Below are 20951 nucleotides of genomic sequence, written 5' to 3'. Positions count from 1 at the left end.
TACTTATACCTCCATTTTTTCATTTCTAATTTTGGATATAATTTCCTTATATTTTTCCTTTTTTCCAAATAAAGCTGAAGTCCCGAGAACAAAACCGCTTACACCGTTCTCGCTCAGTTTCCGGATCTTTTCTAGAGAAACAGCTCCGTCCACCATCACTTCAAAATCAAAATCTGCACCTAATTTAATCAATTTTTCAATTTTAGGATTAACGTACTCCAGATATTTTTGTCCTGCAAATCCAGGATTTACTGTCATTACCATCACATAATCAACCAAAGGTAATAGTTCAAAAATAGTTTCTACTGCTGTCCCAGGATTAATTGCAATTCCGGCTTTCTTTCCCAATTTTCGAATATCCTCTAACGTTCGAGCGGCCTGTTGATCTGCTTCAGGATGAATATAAATAATATCTGCTCCTCTAGTTGCAAACATTTCTACGTACTTACTTGGATTTTGAATCATTAAATGGACATCTACTTTCTTTTGTGTAGAAGCTCGAACCATATCAAAATCCTGTAATCCCATACCGAAATTAGGAACGAAGCTACCATCCATAAAATCAATATGGAAAATATCTATACCAGCTTTATCCAATTTTTCGACCTCGTCTTGCAGCTTAGAAAAATCTGCACACATTAATGATGGACATAATAATTTCTTCATTTTTTAACCTCCTTGAGTAATCGATTTCTCAATATTTAAAAAAATATTTGAGTAATCGTTTAACTAAAAATTAGCACTTTAATCGAGCAATGTCAACGTTTTATTTTCTAAAATTATTGTAATATGGGTTTATATATGAGAAAATATGCGTAATTAAAACACTAACGAGATATCGTTTACCCAAAGAGGTGAGGCATTTGAAAAAATATTCGTTGAAAGACATCGCAATCCTTAGTGGCGTATCTGTTGCCACTGTTTCCAGAGTAATCAATGATAATGGGCGATTCTCTGAAGAAACACGTCAAAAAGTCCTGAAAGTTATTGAAGAAACTGGTTATAAAATGAATTATAATGCGAAAAGTTTGAGGATGAACCGATCTTTTTCGATTGGCATCCTTGTTCCTGATATTAGTAATTATTTCTTTTCTGATGTTGTACAAAAAATCGAAGAAATCCTATTTGATAAAGGGTATTCTACGATAATATGTAACACCGCACGCAGTCAAGCGAAGGAAACTGCCTACTTAAAAATGCTTGAAGGTAAAGGAGTGGACGGTTTAGTCGTGATTTCTGGAGCAGAAGCTTTTGACTTCGATTACTCATCAAATGAGAAACACATTCCTTACATTTGTATAGATAGAGAACCAAAAACCAGAGAAGATACTGTGTTTATTTCGTCTAACCATTATCAAGGAGCTTTTGAAGCAACAGAAGAATTGATTCATGTAGGTTGCAAACACCCCTTGATTGTTATGCATGATAGAAAATCTACATCAACAAAAGAACGGTTCAACGGCTTTAAGGATGCTCTTAAAAAAAATAATATTTCCTTTTCTTCTAAAAAATATTTACTAACTATTGACCCAGATAAACACGATCTTTCTCAACTTATTGAAACTCATTTAGCAAAAAATCCTGAAATTGATGGGATATTTTGTGTTAACGATTCTATCGCCTTAGAATTGATGCTCATTTTACGCCAACTGCGCAAAGTCATTCCCAAAGACATAAAAATCATTGGCTTTGATGATACTCCTGCAGCAAAATATTCTTTTCCTCCACTTTCTTCCGTCAAACAACACACGGAAAAAATCGCTGAAATTGCTGTAAGCAATTTACTGAATCTTATTCAGCATCCTAATGAGACGAATAAATTACTGATTGTTCCTGTTTCACTGATTTCTCGCCAATCAACAAGAGAGCCATAGTAAGTTTTTTGGCTCTCTTCTCGCGATAAATACTCATTTTTAATATTCCTGAAAATGACAAAAATTTATATATCAAAACTGTAAAGATAGTGGACGAACTTTTATTCTACCTTTAACACTTTTTCCAACCAATGATATACTTCACTCGCTTGTTTCGCATAATCTAATTGATTGAAAAATGCTCTGTTATCTAGTAACGAAACTAACTCTGCAATAGCCGCTATGTGTTTTTTATTGTCTACAGCTGAAAGTGTAAAGATATATCTTACTGGTGTCTTTCCCATTACTTTGATTTCGTTTTTCAACACAGTGATACCTAGACCAACTTTTCTTGTTCCATCTTCTGGACGAGCATGTGGCAATGCCACTTTGTCCATTATTACCATGTATGGCCCTTCTCTTCTAGTAGTCTGGATGATTGTATCAATGTAGCGACGATCTATAATGTTAGCTTGAACTAAAGGCGACGCTGCTACGTAAAAAGCTTCTTCCCAACTTCGTGCCACTACATTTAATTGAATATATTCTGGTCTTAAAATATCCAATAGATTTAGCTCTGAAGACACGAAAGATTTGTATCTCTTGTTTTCTTTAACTATCGAAAATTCGCTCTTATGTAGATATGACTCTAAGGATTTTCCAAGTTGCTCCATATTTTTTATATCCGCATATCTATCTATGATATCTAACAATTCATCCATTTTATATTTTCGATAGGGCGCTTCACTAGAGTTTTGTATTTCATGGATCAAGTGATATTTTTCATCAATGCTCATAATTGGATTGACTACATAAATCGGCTTTTTTTGTGAATAAAGACGTATGTTGGGAACTGTCGTAAAGATCATATCATAATTTTCTGCAACAGTTGATAGTTCGTTGGTTTCTACTGGACCGATCAAAATCATTTCGGGAAAAATACTTTTTAGTTCATTATAAATGATTGCTGCGCTGCCAATCCCATTTGGACAGACAATCAAACCAACTTTCTGTTGAACAGGATATTCATCATAATCATTTAGTAAAGAAGCAAAGTGGATAGTTAAAAAAGAGAGCTCTTTATCTGGTATTTCAGTGCCAAAAAGAGTCTCAATAGGATTCATTGTCTCTTTGACGATTTCAAATAAATCTGGAAACTCTACTAAAATCTTATCGTGAAGATAGTTTACAATTGGTAAATGAAAAAACAATCGGTAATATGCTGGTCTAAAATGACTAAAAAGCTGGTTTTTTGCCATTTTTTTATCTTTAAACCGGATACCAGATAACATTTCGAAACGATGGAATATTCGCTCAACTAGTTCATTGATAACGGAGTAATCAGCAGTCGTTTGATCTGCTGTTCCTATAGCCATTCCTAATATCCATCCACAGACATATAAACTGGCGTACTTATTCGTGATTTCAAAGGATTTTAATAGCAATACAGAAAACTGATATTCTTTCATTCTAAAGAAAGTTTGATAATTGTATTTAGTATAAAATTCGGGCCACTCTCTATTTAGACGAGGAACTAGAAAGATGAACATATAACAAAATTCATTGAATCTATTTTCAACTAATCGAATATCAAATACATCCATCAATTCTTTTATTGTCTTTGATATTTCTACCACATCGATATCACTTTCCTGCCACAAAAAATAATTATAAAGAAATAGATCATCCCCTAAACTGGAATCCTCTAAAATCATTTTCATAAGGAAGTAGCGGATTTTTGCTTCATCTCCAACTAGTTGATACCCATTTTTTCTAGTATATACAATTTCTAAACTATGAAATTTTAAATCTTCTTCTAATTTTTTTATATCTCTAGTAAAAGTAGTTTTTCCAACATTTAAAACCTGGATAAAATGATTAAGGGATAAGTATTCTTTACAATGGAAAAATAACTCATAAAAATATATTTTTTTCGTTCCTCAAAACTCAGCTCATAATACTCATAAATCTTTTTTTGTGAGAAGAGCTCTAAAAGATAGTTATTATTTTTTTCGCTTACTTCTACATTTAGATTGTCTACAAACAATGGAGTGAAGCCAGCATCTATTAAAATACTACTGGCTTTCTCCAAAGCATAGTCAATCTGAGACTTAGACAATGATAATTGTTCCATAAGATTTTGCTGACTATTAATCGGCTTTTCTATCAACTTTTTCATCAAAAGGCGGGTTCTTCGATCAATTATCATTATCCATACTCATTCCTTTCAGTTACCCATAAAATTCTATCACTTTATTTCTTAACATAGTCGCATGTCTTTCAATTTCTTTTCCAGTTCCTTTAGATAATAAAGTGCCTACTCCAATACAATCGACTCCGCTTTCTAACCATTCAGACACATTATCTATTGTTACACCACCGGAAGAAAGAATTGGAACCTGTGGCATTGGCGTCTTAATCGTAGATACAACTTTAGGTCCGTAGAAACTAGCTGTCGGGAAAGCTTTGATCATATCTGCACCAGCTTCCAACGCCTCCACTATCTCTGTCATTGACGTACATCCAGGCATGTATGGAATTTGATATCTATGACAAAGTTTCGCTACTGACAATTGAAAATTAGGGGCAATGATAAATTCAGCGCCGCTTGAAATCGCTTGTTTGGCTGTTTCGCTATCTAGTACCGTGCCTGCACCAATGAGCACCTCATCCTTATAGGTTTTCTTTAACTGCGAAATAATCTCCCCGGCATTCTCATTCGTATAACTGATCTCAAGGCATGAGATACCTCCTACTAAACAACTATTGACAATTTCTTTTGCTCTTTCTATTGTCTGTACACGAATGATTGCCATTAATTTTTCTGATTCAATTCTAGAAAGAATTCTATTTTTTTTCATTTTCTATATCAAACCCTTCGATCTTTTGATATCCCGATAAAACATCCATGATTTCTTCATGATGATCCTTATTTATTCTTATGACAGGTAATTTAGGGTCCCCTACCGAATTTCCAATAACTGCACAACAATATTTTAAAACACTAGGCACTGTCGCAAGTTTCAATATTCTACGAAATTCTTCGATACTTTCTTGTAGTTCTCTAGCTTTTTGGATATTTCCTTTTAGAAATTGATGGTAAATTCCAACATCCGTTTTTGTTAGTATATTTGATGTAGCTGCTATTGCTCCATCTGCTCCTAGCAATAGCCCAGATAAAATTTTTGAATCTGACCCAACTAGAACAGAAAAATCTTTTCTTTCTTGACTATTACGGATATACATCTTGATATTTTCAATATCCCCACTACTATCCTTGATACCGACGATCTTCTCATTTTTTATTAGCCTTTTAAAAACTTCTTCACTGATATTAATTGCTGTATTTGCAGGAATATTATATAAAATAATCGGTAAATCGGTATTTTTGACAATTGTTTCATAATGATGAGTCAGTTCATTCTCGTTTAGTTTTATTAAGAATGGCGTAATAATAGAAACTGCAGTCACACCAACTTTTTTTAGCTTATTTGTTAAATCGATCGTCGCTTCTGTAGAAATGCCTCCTGAACCAGCAAATACTGGTACACGTCCATCCACCTCATTTACTACGATTTCTGCTAACATCAATTTTTCTGCTTCACTTAATGCATAAAACTCACCATTTGTTCCTAGAATAAATAATCCAGATACTCCAGAATCAAGCAAACGATTGACTAATACTCGAGTTGCATACTCATCGATTCCATGCTCATTTAGAGGTGTAACCATTGCTGTAACAATTCCGCTTATTTTCATGTTGTTTGTACTCCCTTTTCTTTCAGAATAGATTGACCTAAAGCACCACCGGGATGCCATAAGTAGTAATCATTTAAGTCAATATTTTCTGCTTGTTGTAAAAGAACCGACAAACTCTGTAAAATAATGATTTCAGCTAAAATCGAAGCTCTTGGTGGCTTATTTAGATCATCCCCTTCTTTAAGTACACCAGCAAATAAGTACACATCTACATTCTCCCTTAACCATGAAGAAACTCCTCCTGTTACGCCAATGACTTTCACTCCAATTTTTTTTAATGCTAGAATTGTTTGTTTTAGTTCTTCTGTTTGTCCACTATTTGAGATAGCTATCACAATATCTTGGGGTAAAACTTGTCCTGCTGATCCATGAACAGACTCCGTTGTATCCAAATAATAAGTGGGTGTTCCAATTGATGAATTCAATGCGGCAATGTATTCTGCAACATGACTAGGTTTTCCTACTCCTGTGATATGAACACGTCCATGTTTCTTCTTACTACTACTGATCAATTCTGCTGCGGAAACTAATTCTTTTTTATCAATTTTATTGATAAAATCGTGTATTTCCTTTTCAATAGTTTCAATAAAATAATCTAATTTATACGTCTCCAAAAAATTACCCTCTCTCCAAAGTAACTACATTCCGAACACATTCAATAGTTTATCTAATACAATCCCCCAAACATTGTAATCAATATTAGGGAAAGTAGAGCCTTCGATTCCTAAACTACCATACAATGGATATAGAACCGTTGGGAGAAAAGCTAACAGTAGTCCTACAGTAAATGATCCAACAACTGCACCACGCCAACCTCCAGTTGAATTTCCAAATACAGCTGCTGTACCACCAGAGAAAAAACAGATATGGGCTGCTGGAATGATGACGATCGGAAATTTAAAAATGACCATTATCAGTACACCTAACAATCCAGCTGCATAAGATGAAAGAAAGCCGACAATAACAGCAGTAGGTGCAAATGGGAAGACTGTTGGTACATCCAGTGCGGGCCGAGAATTAGGAATAAATTTTTCAGAGATTGCCACAAATGCCGTGGTGATCTCTGCTAAGAACATCCGCACCCCTGTCATCAAAATAGACATACCAGCCGTAAAGGTAAACGCTTGTACAAAAGGAAAAACCAACCAGTGGATTTTCCCAGCAAGTTCTTGTGTGACTTCATGACCAGCTTTTAGCGCTGAAATATAGAACAAAAATAACATCACAACTGCAACACCCATTAAAAAATCTCTAAAAAAGGACAACCATTTAGGAAAATTGATGTCTTCGGTTGTGCGGTCTTTATATTTACTAAATAACTTGCCAATATAACCAGACAGTGCATAGCCAACCATATTAAAATGGCCAATAGCAGTTGCATCACTTCCTGTAATCTTACGCATGAAGGGCTGGCATAATTGAGGCAATGCTGCAGAGAAGAATCCAAGTAATAATCCACCAACGATAATTGCGGCTACATCCGCGAAGTTATGCGCTTTCAAAATCAAAGATAACACACACGCAAAGAACAAACTATGACCAGTCGTAAAAAAGATATTTTTGAAAGGAGTGATCCTAGCAATTACTAAGTTCATGATAAATCCCAAAATCAGCGTACTACTCGTAACAAATGCAAATTCTGTCTGCGCTAATGCTGTCGCTGCTTCAGGAGAAGCAACAACTCCTTTGATATGAAACCCAGTTTGGAACAACGTATTGAAGTTCTGCAAAGCCCCAGTCATGATCGTGCCGCCTGCACTAAAAACCAAAAAGCCAATAATTGTCTTGGAGGTTCCAGTCAAGACTTCCGTTCCAGACTTCTTTTGTGCCAATAAGCCTATCATAGCCACAAGCCCTAAAAGTACTGCGGGCGTACTTAAGAAGCTAATAATAAAATCCATTTTTCAGCCTTCCTTTCTAACTACTGTTTTTCTAACTCAATAAATGCTTCTTCAAGTTTTGTCTTAATTTCATTCTTGTCCACAATATTCGCAATGCCAACAATCTTCTGTGGTAAATTTTTTCTATTAATTCATTCGCAACATCAGGCAAAGTAATGATCATATCTCCCTGAAAACCTGGCACACCATCTAAAGATGAATGTTCTACTTCTAATGGAAAGTTATTTTCTTTAACAACTTCATTGACTTTGATCTTTAGCATCAAACTTGATCCTACTCCTGCACGACAAGCTACTAAAGCTTTATGACTATTCATGGTTATTCTCTCCTTCTGCTTTTTCAATATAGTTTTTAAATTCTTCTTTAGATGAAACGACTTTGATAAATTTTAAAAAATCTGGATTTCCTAATAAATTTGCCAATTCTGATAGCAATTCAATATGCGCTTGGTTATTCTTGGCGCTTAATGGAAAAAGATATTTAACTGGATCATTGGTACGATGACCTGAAGTAACTGGGGCCTTCAATCGCGTAAATCCAATAGCTATGTCTTTTGCTCCACTTTCCACCGTTGCATGAGGTAAAGCAATATTTTCAGTAATAACGATATATGGACCGGTCTCTTCGTAAATCTTCAAAATTGTTTCGACATATTTTTCAGTTACTACATCTGCTTCTAAGAAAGGTTGCAAAGCTTTTCTTATTGCTTCTTCAAAGTTATTTGCCTGAACATCTAGTTGAATATATTCATCTTTGATTACTTTACTTAACACTTATTTCGCCTCTATTTCATTTATTACTTGTGCACGTCTATACTATAAGTTCCTCCGCCTTACTTGACAATGTAAACTGGGTTCACTTTTTTATAGTGAAAAAACAAAAAGCGTGCTCTAATGGGAATTTATTCTTATTTTCTGTGCCAAGAGCGTTTGACCCATAAAAAAATAGCCTTCTCTCAAAAAAAACAGTTCGTTTTTTCTTCCCTATAAAAGAAAAAACGAACCAAAATAAGGCTGGGACAGAAGTGTCTTTTACTTTTGTCCCACGCTCATTTTGGTTCTGCATAAATTCAAAATAAAAAAACCTTTCCCCTATACTTGAAGTTAGGATAAAAGCTTTTTATTTTCGGTCAATCATCACTTCAGAAAACCAATCATCGAAAAATGATCACCCATTCGCAATCAGTTTGATTCACTTAAGGAATCTTTTAAGGAGATTGCTTCTCCGTTACGTTTCCGCGCGCTTAATTCCCCAATCGCTGTGAATAACAGATCACTAGAAGAGTTCAAAGCTGTTTCTACCGAATCTTGGATCACACCGATAATAAATCCTATCCCTACAACTTGCATCGCAATCTCATTCGAAATACCAAACAAGCTGCAGGCCAAAGGAATCAATAGCAACGAACCTCCCGCAACGCCTGAAGCTCCACAAGCAGCAACGGCTGCCAACAGACTAAGGATCAATTTTGAAGCAAAGGACGCTTCGATCCCTAATGTTTGTACCGTCATCAATGTCATCACGGTAATCGTTACAGCAGCGCCCCCCATATTGATGGTCGCTCCCAACGGAATCGAGATCGCATAGGATTCCTTCGTTAATTTCAATCGTTCGGCTAACATCATATTGATAGGGATGTTAGCTGCTGAACTACGTGTAAAGAAGGCGGGAACCGCACTTTCTTTTAAGCAAAAGAAAATCAATGGATAGGGATTTTCTTTGATAAATAAGAAAGTCAGAAGTGGATAAACAACTAAAGCGACAAATAACATGGTTCCTACTAATACCAGAACTAGTTGAAGATATTCTGCTAAGCCAGACAACCCTGTCGTTGCGATCGATTGATAAACTAATCCCAGGATACCGATCGGTGCAAACGCAATGATCAGCTGCACTACGTGTGACAAGGCTACAGAAACTTGATCCACGACTTCTTTAGTTGTTTCCGTACGACTACGCAAAGCCAGCCCTAACAAGACAGCCCAGAACAAAACGCCTAGATAATTTGATTCAATGATTGCTTGGATCGGGTTTTGTGTCACGTTAGTCAACATCGTAGATAAGACACTGCCGATATTTTGTGGCGCCTTTTCAGAGACCTGTTCTTGCAAAGTGATTGGGATCATAAAAATCGAACTAACGACTACTGCAACTAACGCAGAGAGGAATGTTCCACCTAAATATAAAAATAAAATAGGTTTGACATAGGTTTCATTCCCAACTTTATGTTTTGCAATCGAAGCTGCCGTCAGAAAAAATACCAAGAGAGGAGCAATGGCTTTTAAGCAACTAACAAATAAAGTCCCCAATATGGTGATAAACGTCCATGAGGGTAAAAAAATACCAACTATAATACCAACTATGATACCGCAACCAATTCGTTGAACTAAAGACATATCCAAAAACTTATCTAACAAATAATCACCCCTATATAGTTTAACCATCATTTTAACATCTCTAAAATAGAAATAAAAGATAAACTTTCTAAAAATTCAAACTATTAAAGAGGATTGGACAGAAGTGTTTAACTCCGAGAAATAAGAAGGAGTTACTTCTGCTCCCACCGTTTATCCGTTTTTAAAGAATGAGACAAAAGTGTTTCTTACTTTTTCCCACGAACGTGGGGAAAAAATTAACGAAATGATGATTTATTGATTTGAAATAAAGAATAGGTTAGATTCTAGGCGGAATTCATCAGTAGGCTTGTTCTTGTAGACTTTCAATAAATCCATTTTTTTGAATGATTTTTTCTATTACTGAAACACTACGGGTACAAAGGGCATCTCTCATTACAACAATATTGTACTGTCAAAAAAATCATCACTTATGGTACGGAGCTGGGTATCATTAATAGTTGATATTTCTACAATTTTTCATTAACACATTATGGAAATACAAAAGTTAGTAGCATTATAAGCTAAATATCATGGCTGATGGTATCGTCTATAATCGATACTTGGTATTTAACTGGTTTTCATATTATTTGTAGTATAATTTTATTTTTTAGGAATATGAATAAGCAAGTTTAGTAACGGTATAGAAAAAATGATCTCCTTACGTATTCGTTCAATTTTTCGTCCGGTCGTTTGCATACTGTCATTTCAACACTTATTACTTATCGTCCGGTCTCAAAAATATATTTTTCATTGACGTCAGTACTACATATTTTTTCCAAAAAAGATAAATTGTTAGATATCTCCGTCACACACTTCCTTTTCTATTTACATTCCATCGTAGTAATGCTCACAATCTATTCTTTCAATTATTTTATTTATACTTTTTATGATGATTTTTCTGCTTTATTTCTTATATTTCTCTATCTCTCAACCTTGAACTTTCTTAATAAATTCGTCCTGCTAATTGTTTTTGTATGCGAAAAATTTATTGCGCTATCTAGCTACTATATGCTCTCTATACTTTTGAATTAACATAATTACGTCTGAAATATTTTTTTTGTACTCAGCTGCATATATTTGATTTTGATTTAACATCTCTGCTGAGCTATGATTCAGCGGATTTTTATTTCTTGAATTATGTAAATTCTCGACTATTTTTTGATATTTATCTAAATTACATCGTTTCAAAAAATTTTTTTGTTCCTGCACCTTATAATATTTTTTATAGTCTGGCATCCCGTTTTTCTTTCCTACTTCTCCTTTAAATAAAGAAACTATCGCCACGTAACGATCAAAATAAGATTTTAAAAATGAATGGGCTACCATTATGTTATTTTGTTGTCTATAAAAACTAAACATTAGCATCATAAAATGTAAAATTGTATCCTCATCATATATCTTCGAATTCCCATTAGTATCAAAAACTATTTTATTATTTCGCTCATCGCTCAATAATTCAGTCATTGATTTACTTGAACAAAACGTTTCTATATATTCTCCTACTTCAACGTTGCTCTCATTAAGTTTGCTGATTAACTCTTTGTGCTTAAGACCTCGTTGAATCAAATATTCTACAATTATCAATTCGTCATATTTTGTTTGCCTTCCTTCACGATAGTTTTCAAAAATTTGATTCAACATTTTTTTAATCAGTTCTCTATTTTTTGTGTTTAAAATTGCTACAACCAACTGCTTAACAGATAATTTTAAAAACCGGATATTTCTTAGAATGATAGAATCTAATTGTCTTACTATCTCATCATTTTCAAAAATTTTACTATTATTATATAGAAATCCATTTAGTATATCTGATCTAGATATTTCTAAATCTTTTTTCTTGAAAGCGTCTAATGCATAGCTAAAGTTATCGCTTGAAGCATGCTTAGGCATCTCATTAATCCTTTTAAAGAATTCAAGTAAGTCTTTAGTTGAATAATATAATTCATAATTTAAATGCTCTCCATTAATAAAAAAATCATAAAATCTAACTGAAACTTCTTCTGATACTTCAGATGTTTTGCCCAATCTGACTTGTTTACTTTCATTTAAATAAAGATTAAAACCAATATATAAATCTCTTACATAATCCAATAAATCTGTTGCAAATAATTCTGCTCTTTCATCTGTATCACTGTTAAAGAAAATATATAAATCGTCAACATAACGTACAAGATAATAATCTTTACTTTCCAATCTATCTTCTATCCATTTTTGTGTGGAGAAATCTAAAGTATCCAAGTAAACATTTGTAGCAAGGTATGATAATCCTCCATGCCCATCTACAGTAGGAAATCTTCCATCTCCAATTAGTTTAATAAACGTCGAAAGAAGCAAAATACTTCTTGTATCGAATATTTTCTCTTCCTCAATTAAATTAAATAGTTTGTCTACATCTATAAAATCGTAAAAATTCTTAATATCAATCTTAAAATAATAAGAATAACTATCATGACCGTATTGAATACTAGTTCTATATTCATTATATGATTTTTTATATTGTTCTGTAGCCTCCAATCCGAAAGAAGAAGAACAATATACCGATGCATGTTTATCATCAGTCTTTCGCTTATGTTTATAATACTTTTCCACTTCGCAACCAATAGAAAGTAAAATTAAATAATTAAGCGGAGAAATCAAAGACGTTCTCCTTAGTGAGCCATCACCTTTTTGAATATACCTAATTGCTTTTTTATAAGTAGAATCCAATTCTAAAAATTGCCCATTCTTAATATACCTATCAAAAAAATTTCTGGATGAAATTTCTTCCCAATGTCCACCAAGTAAAGAAAAAGGATACATTTGTAAGTACATCTTTTGTACCTTAGTTCCCATTGCTTGAATCATTGTACTTGCTTTATACCAACTCTCATAAGATAAATTTAACATCATAATAAACTTCCTTTTTTTATTAAAACTATTCCTAAAATGAAGATACAAAATTATTAGATTATCAAACTAAGAACAAAAATATTTGCTCTGCTAATCCCTATTTAACAATTCTTGTTTCCACGTGATGAGTATATCTGTCTTTTTCTTTTACGTGAACAATATAAAACGAAATCATCACTATATATTGCATACATGAATATACTATATATTTACTTATCTTTGTATATTTGTAAATAGAGTAGACAACCTAGTAAACAAATATTTTAATCACACAGACTTTTTTCATGTCAATTTCTCCTGTCTCTTCTCTAGAAAAATTTTGTAAGTACATATTTTTCCAACAAATAAAAAAATTGAACCCAGAGTTGATAAAAATAATGTAATCCATTCAGCAATAATAACCTGCAATTTTGAATATTCAATACTTTCTTCCATTTCTGAAATTGTATTAAAGCTATGAAAGTTTTTATTTGGTTCTTCTAAATGTTGATTTCTTTCTATATCTATTAATCGAATCTCAACTTGTTTTAGCGACTCCTTTATCAAGTCTAAGTCGCTATTTTTATATGATCCCAATACGTTAGTATTTATTAGAAAAAATAAGACCGCACTTAACACTAAACATAGTTCTCCAGCTAGCGTAATTAACTTTGCGTTAGCTTCACTAACGTGAATACATTTGAATGCAACGTAAATAACTCCTAAGCTTACCAGTATTACAACAACAATTAGACCAAGAATAGTATACATACCTTATATTCTTTCTGTATAAAAATTATTTTTTATCTTTTCATATTCACGTGCTTTTTCTTTTATATCCTTTAAATTTTTTTCAAGCGATTTCTTGATTTCTTTTACAACTTGATCCCTTCCTTCATTCTCTAACTTTGTATAAAGGTCTTCAATAAATCTCATATTCACTTTGTTAATTTTCCATTCGGCAACGTTCCACCATTCCCAATTTTCCTTCTTCATTTTTACTCCTGTCGTTAACATTAATTCTTCAACAAATTTTTTATTTTCTTCTGGAATCTTACCAGTAAATACAAGCTTTATCTTTCCGACACTATTTCCTCCTTTATTTAATATTTCGAAAGCATACATTTTGTGGTTACTCCATCCACCTGGGTGAGACAAAGGCAAATCTGGAAATAAATCAGTGAATTCTGGTATTTGGAATCTCACTATAGATTTTCCGCTATACTTGGGATCAAAAATTATTTCATTTTCTTTAGCAATCTGTTCCAAAGCTTCAATGTATAATTCACTCATTAAACTTAAATTATCTGGTATATTTTCAAATATTAGATCCAATGCTTCTTTATGTTGTTGATAAATTTTTCTAACGATTTCTTTGATTTCATCATCCATTCCGACATCTCTCCTTAAAATATCAACATAGTCTTTTATCAAATAATATACTTTCTTTTCCATACTATTTTTTTGCATTAATTGCTCCAGTATTTCAACGATATCCTTGTAAGTAATTATGCCCCAATTAGGATTTGTGGGTTCATTTCCATCTGGAGTTAAAAAAACAAAAATTTTTTTATAGTTAGAATAATTGCGTTCTATATATCTTTGGTATTTATTAAGTTGCCCTCTAGACTCCGAAGACAGAATTTTATTTTCGATGCACACCACTATTTTATTTTTTTCCGATACCAATAAAATATCAATATTCTTATTTTCTCTGTAAACAATTAAATCTTCATAGCTATTAAGTAAAGCATCAAAATAATTGATAGCAGCTTTGGTATCATCATTAGAATCTATATACCTTTTCAAAAACATTTTAAAAAACTCATCAGATAAATTGTGGGTTTCATTTGGAGCAAACAAAAAAGCTAAAAAATTACTATGTCTTATTTCATTTTTAGATAGCTTAAGTATCTGAAATATATTTGTTTTCCCAGTCCATTTAGATAGTCTTTCTTCAATATCATCAATATCCTCCAATAGATTTTTTAAACACTTTTTTTCATCTATCATGTTTTTTCTCCTTGCCATTATTCTAACTAAAATTTTACGTATTTGTTTCTATGTCTACATTATCTTTTTAACAGTATCTATTTTTCTTTTGCAACTTACTTGGCTACCAAAGCAAATAAAAAAGTTATTTATAAATCTCTCCCTACCACTACCTATTGCTATTATTTAAAATAGGGATAATTTTTTCTCTTAAAAAATATCATCACTTATGATACGGAGCTGCGTATCATGAGTGAATGATATTAGGAAAACTTCATAAAATAAATCTTTTATACATTTCCACTTCTAGATGGTTATTCATGTTAGAAGAATCAAACTATTTTTTTACTGTCGTAATAATATTAAAACACTAGAACAAATCAATTAAATTCCATAAAATATAAATAATAGACCTAGCATCATCTGGTATAAAATGGATGCTAGGTCCGTTATATTTACTCAAAATTGATTCTACGAATAGATCTTCTTATCATTTCTATTTTAGTAGTCATGCGTTGTTGTTCTTCTAAAGGTGGTAATGGTATAAGTAGTTTAGATAAATTTGTACCATTTACATTTGGTTGCCCAGTTGCGTAAGAAATTTTTTCTAATAACTTCCAATATAATGGCGAGTCTAAGAAGCAGTCTACGTATTCTGATAATAATTTCTCAACTAACCTAATTCGAATCAAGTAAGAAGCAAAAACAGATTCCTCACTTATTTCCTTAACCAAGAAACTTTTTCCCATAGTTCCTCCTGTCCTTGCTATCAAAATGTCATTTTCTTCCAATCTTAAATCAACTAGTTTAGAATTACTAATATCACAGTAAGGCACACTGGACCAATTTACACGTCCCTCTTGTATATCTGTGATTCTTAAAAACTTAACATTGCCTTTTTTTTCGCCGAATCTGTATAGCCATATTGAATCTTAGTAGAAATACTTCCTAAATAAACCCATAGTTGAACATCGCTAGATGATTTTTCTTGTCGTTCTTTATGAACAACAGTGATCATCTTGAGTTGTCCGACTATTTTTTAGTTGCAGCAATCTTTTTGGGACGCTTATTTGCATGAAGCAACGTTGCTAAGTCTAGTAATAAAACATTGGCTAACACAGGATTGGCTTTCTCGCGATACGCTGCGGCGCCACTTTCAAACAATACTGCTAGACGATCTTCTACAACAACGATTTGTTCCAAATACGGTGGAAATTTGATTCGTTTTAGGATCCGGCTAGGAGAGTCCCGCTCGGACACTAAGAGTTCCGAGGTATAAGGACCATAAGAACGACTGGCTAAGAGATAATGGCCATAAAAAGCCACACCTTGAATCTTATCAGATGTTTTTCTGCTCATTGTCACGGTTGGTTGGATTTTGTCTTTGCGGCGAATTGCTGTTTTCATTTCAGCTATCGTCGGCAATAGATAGAAAGTCAACTGTCCTTCACCTTTTAGTGTGAAGTTGCCAGATACCAGTTGATCATTGTTTTGAGTCAAATACGATGCTTGTGGAATCTCTGAGAGATCAGTTGTCAGCCAATAAGCGATTGGCTGTCCCGTCTCTTCAGATGTATCTGCTAAGATATCGATCAAACGTAAAGCGGCTACTCGTCCAGTAGCAGATCCTGTGATTGTCAACCATAAAAGTTCCCGTTTTGTATCATATACTAAGCCCCCTACATGTGGCCGTTTAGGTAAAATCAGCAGTTTGATCGGCTGTCCTGTTTCTCTATCCAGTACATGAATAATAGAATGATGCTGATGGTCATAGCAGTAGGCAGAAATAAACACAAAATCTTGAGAAAAAGCCAACCCTTGCGGCGTCATCCATTGACAAACCTCATTTTCGCCGGTTTCCGGCACCACCATTCTTGTTTCTGTTAATCCAGGAATGTTATATTGTTTTGCTTCAGCCTTTTCCCAAGCTGCTTGAACAATAGGATACCGTTTTAACTTTTTTTCAATATCCTGATGTATCCGTTGCTGCTTCCAATGCTTAAACTTTAGGACATAGTAAACAAGGAGGCCAATGACCAGCAACACTAAAATCATTATTGCTACCCGCTGTGTCATTTTTTTGCCTCCTTGTTCTATTCGATCAATCGTCCATATACCGCTATTAATTACCGTAACTACATGTTTCTTTTACTAGCGTTTCTTTATAGGATCTTTCATAATCTCATTTATAGTAACATTAAGAATCCCTTATTCTACTATAGTCACTTCCACATCAATATTGCCTCTTGTTGCTTTAGAGTATGGGCAAAATGCGTGGGCTTCTTCTGCGATTTTCTCTGCTTGGTCCTTCTCAAGTCCTGGCAAAGAAACTTCTAAAACGACCCCGATTTGGTAGCCCCCATCTTCTAATTGAAATAAAGATACCCGTGCTTTGACTTCAGAATCAGACTCAAGATTATTTTCTTCCAGCATGTGTTGAACCGCGCCGTTGAAGCAAGATGCGTATCCAGCCGCAAAAAGTTGTTCCGGATTTGTCCCTTCACTATGGATTCCTGGGCGGTCGATCTTCATGTGCATACTTCCGTTTGGTGCCTCAACTTCGCCATCACGGCCTCCACGATTGATCATTGCTGTTTCGTACATTTTTTTCATTGAGATCATCCTTTCTTTCGTCGTTCTATATTAAGTGTAACGAGTATTTTTTAATCTGACAAAGGTAATGCTTGCATTCGGCGACATCAGTTAGACAACATCGATGATCAGTGATAGAAGCAGTTTATCTATACAAAAAAAGAAGGGTTCTATGATATTTGGTGTCCTTACTCGCCTTGAGTAACAACACCAAATATCATAGAACCACTTAATCAGCTTCACACTGCTTTTTCTACTTTCGTAGTTGAAAAAAACTTAAACAAATCATCGGCAAATAGTTAAAGAAAAAACTTAATCGTTGAAAGAAGCCCAATTGCTTAAAGAAGGCAAACTGACTAATCGACGGAATCCGTGCTAATCCGTAAAGACCTGCAATTAGTAAACTAATAACTGTTAAAACAAGATAAAAATGGCTAAGCGTACCTTGACCACTTTGACGATAAAGCAGAACAAGTAACAATGGGAAAAGTAGAAAGCCTGCATAGCCTAGCCCAGAACCTATATTATGGATCCAAGTCGATAGATTCCAAGAGCTTTCATTCGTATTGATACTGAATAAGCCAGTAAAAATACAATCACCTATCCCATATAAACCAACTGTTGCAACAACAAGTATTGCAAGTGTTTTTGATGTTCCAACAAATAGGTGATACAACGCAGGCAACGAAAGAACAAAAAAAAGTCCAGATACAACTGACCAGACCAAGAAAGCACGTCTGACTGGACTATCTACGTCACCAAACACACTAATTACGGTAGTCATTTGATTCAGTTTGGGATAAAAAAGGCCAAGGATATACGGTGTCGATAAATCACTAATCACACCTAATAATAAAAAATAAAAACCATATTTTTGCAAAAAAATCATTTTCTTCCCCTACTTTTTAGTGATTATTCGATACATCCAACAATCAAATTTTTTCTCATTTTAACACATATTTTTATTCTAGTTGCCTTTTGAACAATCAATAACATAAAGGTGAGTTTCTTCTACATTTTAAAAAATCGAATGGCACTGAAGAGTTCAGTTGTCAGCATCAATCTCCTACTCAAAAAGGCAAAAAAACGTAAGTCAGATGTTGTTGACATCTCACTTACGCATCCATTGATTGAAAATTTCTTAGTAAAATCTACTAGCCTAAAAATTTGAAGACTTCTTCTCGATCATACAGTTTAAATACTTTCTCGCATAAAAATTGAGTAATTAGTGCCGCAAAAACAGGGATGACTAACCAACAAAGAACAACAAGAAAGCCATTTAGCCCTGCATCTAAAGAAGCCAACGGACCAACAAGTCCGACCACGCCGAAACCAGCAGAAGCAGGCGTACCTGAAATAGAAAATAGAGCGACAGGAATAGCTGTAATCACTGCACTAACTAAACAAGGAATAAGAATCACAGGTTTTCTAAATAGATTAGGCATCATCATCTTCATAGCGCCTAAAGCAATCGCAATTGTCACACCTGACTTATTAACCTTCCAAGAGTTCACTACTAAAACAAAAGTGGTTGCAGCTACGCCCATCGCAGCCGCACCAGCAGAAACACCATCTAGTTGGATTGCCATTCCGATTGCTACTGTTGAAATAGGAGAGATAATCAAAAAGGCAAAGGAACAACCAATCAAGATAGACATTAACAGCGGTTGTAAGGTAGTGAAGTTATTAATCAATGATCCAATTGCAGAAGTAATTGCTGTTACAAAAGGGAATAAATAAAAACCAAGTAAACCTGCACCTACACCTACAACAATCGGTGTTAACACAATCGACACTGACCCAAAACTATTTCCAATCAGTAAAATCAGCCCGACAGCAATCGATGCTGTCAGCATCGTATTAATAATATCGCCTGTACCAGCACCAACGTAAACACCCGTTTCACCCAAATCAGGTGTGAATTTGACTACACCAGAACCAACAAAAGAAGCTCCGGCTACAACCATCATTCTCATCGGATCAAATCCAAATTGTAAGGCAATCAAACCACCAATGATCAAAGGTGTTGCTAGTTGAAAAATAACTGCTAACTGTGCGATCGTTACCGCAAAGGGATACGCACTAAAATATTTTAAAATGGCACCTAATACTGCATTAGGAATCAATCCAATAATGATTCCTGTTGCTGTACCAGCGAGGACTTTATTCAGAAAAATTTTCGGTGATATTTTTTGTGAAGTTTCCATTCAATCTCTCCTTTATTTTACGTTCAAACTATCTTCTTTTGCATGGACAAGCTCAGTCAAGAAATCACAATAAGGCGTCGCAACACCATATTTCTTCCCTTTTCTAGAAATTGCGCCATTGATATAATCGATTTCTGTTAATCGATGGTTCTTAATCAAGTCTTGATACATTGAAGGATAATGTAACCCAATTGTTTCCGGGTCAAAACAAGATTCACAATGTGCAATGACTTCTGGGACATCTAGTTCAATCTTCTCTACTGCTGCTACTTTGGCAAACTCATTGACAATCGTCGCCACCATTTTATGAGCAGTCGATGTTTTTCCTAGCTCAGCCATATTAACGTCTAAGATTGTGCATAGTCCGTTCATTGTTCCGTTCACACATGCTTTGCGATAAATAGAATAGTGAATATTGTCAGAAAAATGAGCATTTAATCCTGATTCAGACAATTTGTCTGCTAATTTTTTTGCAGCTGCTTCTTTTCCATCACCTAAATTTTGTAATTCTACTGAACCACTTCCAAATAATTTGACCTGACCAGGACCTTCAAGACCTGCCGTCCACATGGTATTTCCAATATAGATATTTTCCATTGGTACAAATTTCTCAATAATATCTTCATGCCCGATACCATTTAATAGACATAAGACCTCTGTATCTTTTTTGATTAATGATTGGATATCCTGCAGCATTTTTTCCAGCTGCATCGCTTTGGTAAATAGAATAATCAGATCAACTTGATCTTCTTTTTCTACTTCGGATTGAAGAACGATTGGTAGTTTTGCTTCTACCTCTTTACCATTAAAATTTGCTTGTAATCCATGTTCTTTGATTTGTTGGACATGTTCTGCCCAGCCATCGATTAATAATACTTCGTTCCCACTTTGGTGAAGCATCAACCCAAAGCGACTTCCCATTGCGCCAGCGCCTGCAATTGCTATTTTCATTGATTCTTCCTCCTTTTTCTTTCTATTATACTCATTTGAGAATCTTTTCACAACCTCGTTTTGTTATTCTTCTCTTATTTATCATGTTTATATCCACCATTCAAGTTATTTTATCAGCAAATCAATAAAAACTGGAATAGAATCCCAATTTCATCGTAAGAGAAACTAGACTAGCAATAAGAAAATAGAAACATTCATAGAAAAAATCTCACTCCTCTGATTATAAAAGAGGGGGCATTAACCTCGTGTATACTAAAACCTTCCATTCATTCGATGGATGATTTTCTTTTTGTGAAAAAATATTCATTGTAGTACGATGTTGCGCAACACAGACGGATGGTATTGCTTATTATTTATTAAAATCGAACAATACACTTATTTAAAAACTTCTTTCCCAGATTTTCTTCCATTTTTACAGTTATAACTAGTATT

Annotated in this window: 18 protein-coding genes and 3 pseudogenes; 1 reads left to right on the top strand and 20 read right to left on the bottom strand. The window is 34.1% G+C overall.

Annotation, left to right across the window (positions count from 1 at the left end):
• Window positions 1–3: 3 nt before the first annotated feature.
• The gene (gene rpe / locus CJZ72_RS06695; protein WP_095443704.1) at window positions 4–666 is read right to left on the bottom strand and encodes a ribulose-phosphate 3-epimerase; all 663 of its coding nucleotides are present in this window, start codon (window positions 664–666) and stop codon (window positions 4–6) included.
• Between the two features lie 197 nt (window positions 667–863).
• Between rpe and CJZ72_RS06690 the strand changes: the two genes are divergently transcribed.
• Complete coding sequence (locus CJZ72_RS06690) at window positions 864–1874, top strand: LacI family DNA-binding transcriptional regulator (RefSeq protein WP_081134684.1); 1011 nt, start codon at window positions 864–866, stop codon at window positions 1872–1874.
• Between the two features lie 101 nt (window positions 1875–1975).
• Here CJZ72_RS06690 and CJZ72_RS06685 read toward each other — a convergent pair whose 3' ends face one another.
• From CJZ72_RS06685 to CJZ72_RS06605, 19 genes and pseudogenes are all read right to left on the bottom strand, one after another.
• Window positions 1976–3574, bottom strand: a complete 1599-nt coding sequence (locus tag CJZ72_RS06685) for a BglG family transcription antiterminator (RefSeq protein ID WP_232509796.1) — start codon at window positions 3572–3574, stop codon at window positions 1976–1978.
• A gap of 57 nt (window positions 3575–3631) precedes the next feature.
• A pseudogene (locus CJZ72_RS14705) lies at window positions 3632–3724 on the bottom strand (hypothetical protein); the annotation flags it as partial.
• Entirely contained in the window at window positions 3712–4062 is a 351-nt protein-coding gene (locus CJZ72_RS14700) for a hypothetical protein (protein ID WP_232509795.1), read from the bottom strand. The pseudogene CJZ72_RS14705 and the gene CJZ72_RS14700, both read right to left, overlap by 13 nt.
• 22 nt (window positions 4063–4084) lie before the next feature.
• Window positions 4085–4714: a bifunctional 2-keto-4-hydroxyglutarate aldolase/2-keto-3-deoxy-6-phosphogluconate aldolase gene (locus CJZ72_RS06680; protein WP_081134687.1), complete on the bottom strand. Its 630-nt coding sequence runs from the start codon at window positions 4712–4714 to the stop codon at window positions 4085–4087.
• Complete coding sequence (gene dapA / locus CJZ72_RS06675) at window positions 4701–5612, bottom strand: 4-hydroxy-tetrahydrodipicolinate synthase (protein ID WP_095443703.1); 912 nt, start codon at window positions 5610–5612, stop codon at window positions 4701–4703. The genes CJZ72_RS06680 and dapA overlap by 14 nt, the downstream gene beginning before the upstream one ends.
• A complete protein-coding gene (locus tag CJZ72_RS06670) occupies window positions 5609–6226 on the bottom strand; it encodes an SIS domain-containing protein (RefSeq protein ID WP_081134690.1) in 618 nt (205 codons plus the stop codon). Before CJZ72_RS06670 ends, dapA begins: the two co-directional genes overlap by 4 nt.
• 24 nt (window positions 6227–6250) lie before the next feature.
• Complete coding sequence (locus CJZ72_RS06665) at window positions 6251–7513, bottom strand: PTS ascorbate transporter subunit IIC (RefSeq protein WP_095443702.1); 1263 nt, start codon at window positions 7511–7513, stop codon at window positions 6251–6253.
• Between the two features lie 20 nt (window positions 7514–7533).
• Window positions 7534–7829 (bottom strand): annotated as a pseudogene (locus CJZ72_RS06660) (PTS sugar transporter subunit IIB).
• Window positions 7822–8286, bottom strand: coding sequence for a PTS sugar transporter subunit IIA (locus CJZ72_RS06655; RefSeq protein ID WP_081134694.1), 465 nt, complete (start codon window positions 8284–8286; stop codon window positions 7822–7824). The pseudogene CJZ72_RS06660 and the gene CJZ72_RS06655 overlap by 8 nt, the downstream one beginning before the upstream one ends.
• A 408-nt stretch (window positions 8287–8694) precedes the next feature.
• Window positions 8695–9960 carry a serine/threonine transporter SstT gene (gene sstT, locus CJZ72_RS06650; protein WP_081134695.1) on the bottom strand — a complete coding sequence of 422 codons (1266 nt, stop codon included), beginning with the start codon at window positions 9958–9960 and terminating at the stop codon, window positions 8695–8697.
• Between the two features lie 942 nt (window positions 9961–10902).
• The gene (locus CJZ72_RS06645) at window positions 10903–12798 is read right to left on the bottom strand and encodes an AbiA family abortive infection protein (protein WP_095443701.1); all 1896 of its coding nucleotides are present in this window, start codon (window positions 12796–12798) and stop codon (window positions 10903–10905) included.
• A gap of 282 nt (window positions 12799–13080) precedes the next feature.
• A complete protein-coding gene (locus CJZ72_RS06640) occupies window positions 13081–13548 on the bottom strand; it encodes a hypothetical protein (RefSeq protein ID WP_095443700.1) in 468 nt (155 codons plus the stop codon).
• A gap of 3 nt (window positions 13549–13551) precedes the next feature.
• A complete protein-coding gene (locus tag CJZ72_RS06635; protein WP_095443699.1) occupies window positions 13552–14790 on the bottom strand; it encodes a PDDEXK-like family protein in 1239 nt (412 codons plus the stop codon).
• Between the two features lie 434 nt (window positions 14791–15224).
• A pseudogene (locus CJZ72_RS06630) lies at window positions 15225–15787 on the bottom strand (restriction endonuclease subunit S).
• A 14-nt stretch (window positions 15788–15801) separates the two neighbouring features.
• Window positions 15802–16845 (bottom strand): YncE family protein, encoded by a 1044-nt coding sequence (locus tag CJZ72_RS06625; RefSeq protein WP_002292292.1) that lies wholly within the window; start codon window positions 16843–16845, stop codon window positions 15802–15804.
• Window positions 16846–16977: 132 nt separating this feature from the next.
• Window positions 16978–17382 (bottom strand): organic hydroperoxide resistance protein, encoded by a 405-nt coding sequence (locus CJZ72_RS06620; protein ID WP_002292291.1) that lies wholly within the window; start codon window positions 17380–17382, stop codon window positions 16978–16980.
• Between the two features lie 232 nt (window positions 17383–17614).
• Window positions 17615–18250 (bottom strand): DUF998 domain-containing protein, encoded by a 636-nt coding sequence (locus tag CJZ72_RS06615; protein WP_002330002.1) that lies wholly within the window; start codon window positions 18248–18250, stop codon window positions 17615–17617.
• A gap of 265 nt (window positions 18251–18515) precedes the next feature.
• Window positions 18516–19568: a PTS sugar transporter subunit IIC gene (locus tag CJZ72_RS06610; protein ID WP_002291912.1), complete on the bottom strand. Its 1053-nt coding sequence runs from the start codon at window positions 19566–19568 to the stop codon at window positions 18516–18518.
• 12 nt (window positions 19569–19580) lie between these two features.
• Entirely contained in the window at window positions 19581–20519 is a 939-nt protein-coding gene (locus tag CJZ72_RS06605; protein ID WP_002291914.1) for a 2-dehydropantoate 2-reductase, read from the bottom strand.
• Between the last annotated feature and the right edge of the window lie 432 nt (window positions 20520–20951).

This window comes from Enterococcus durans, from assembly GCF_002277935.1.
Lineage (GTDB): Bacteria > Bacillota > Bacilli > Lactobacillales > Enterococcaceae > Enterococcus_B > Enterococcus_B durans.
Note: the sequence above shows the minus strand (reverse complement) of the source record. Positions and strands in the feature narration are given on the sequence as shown.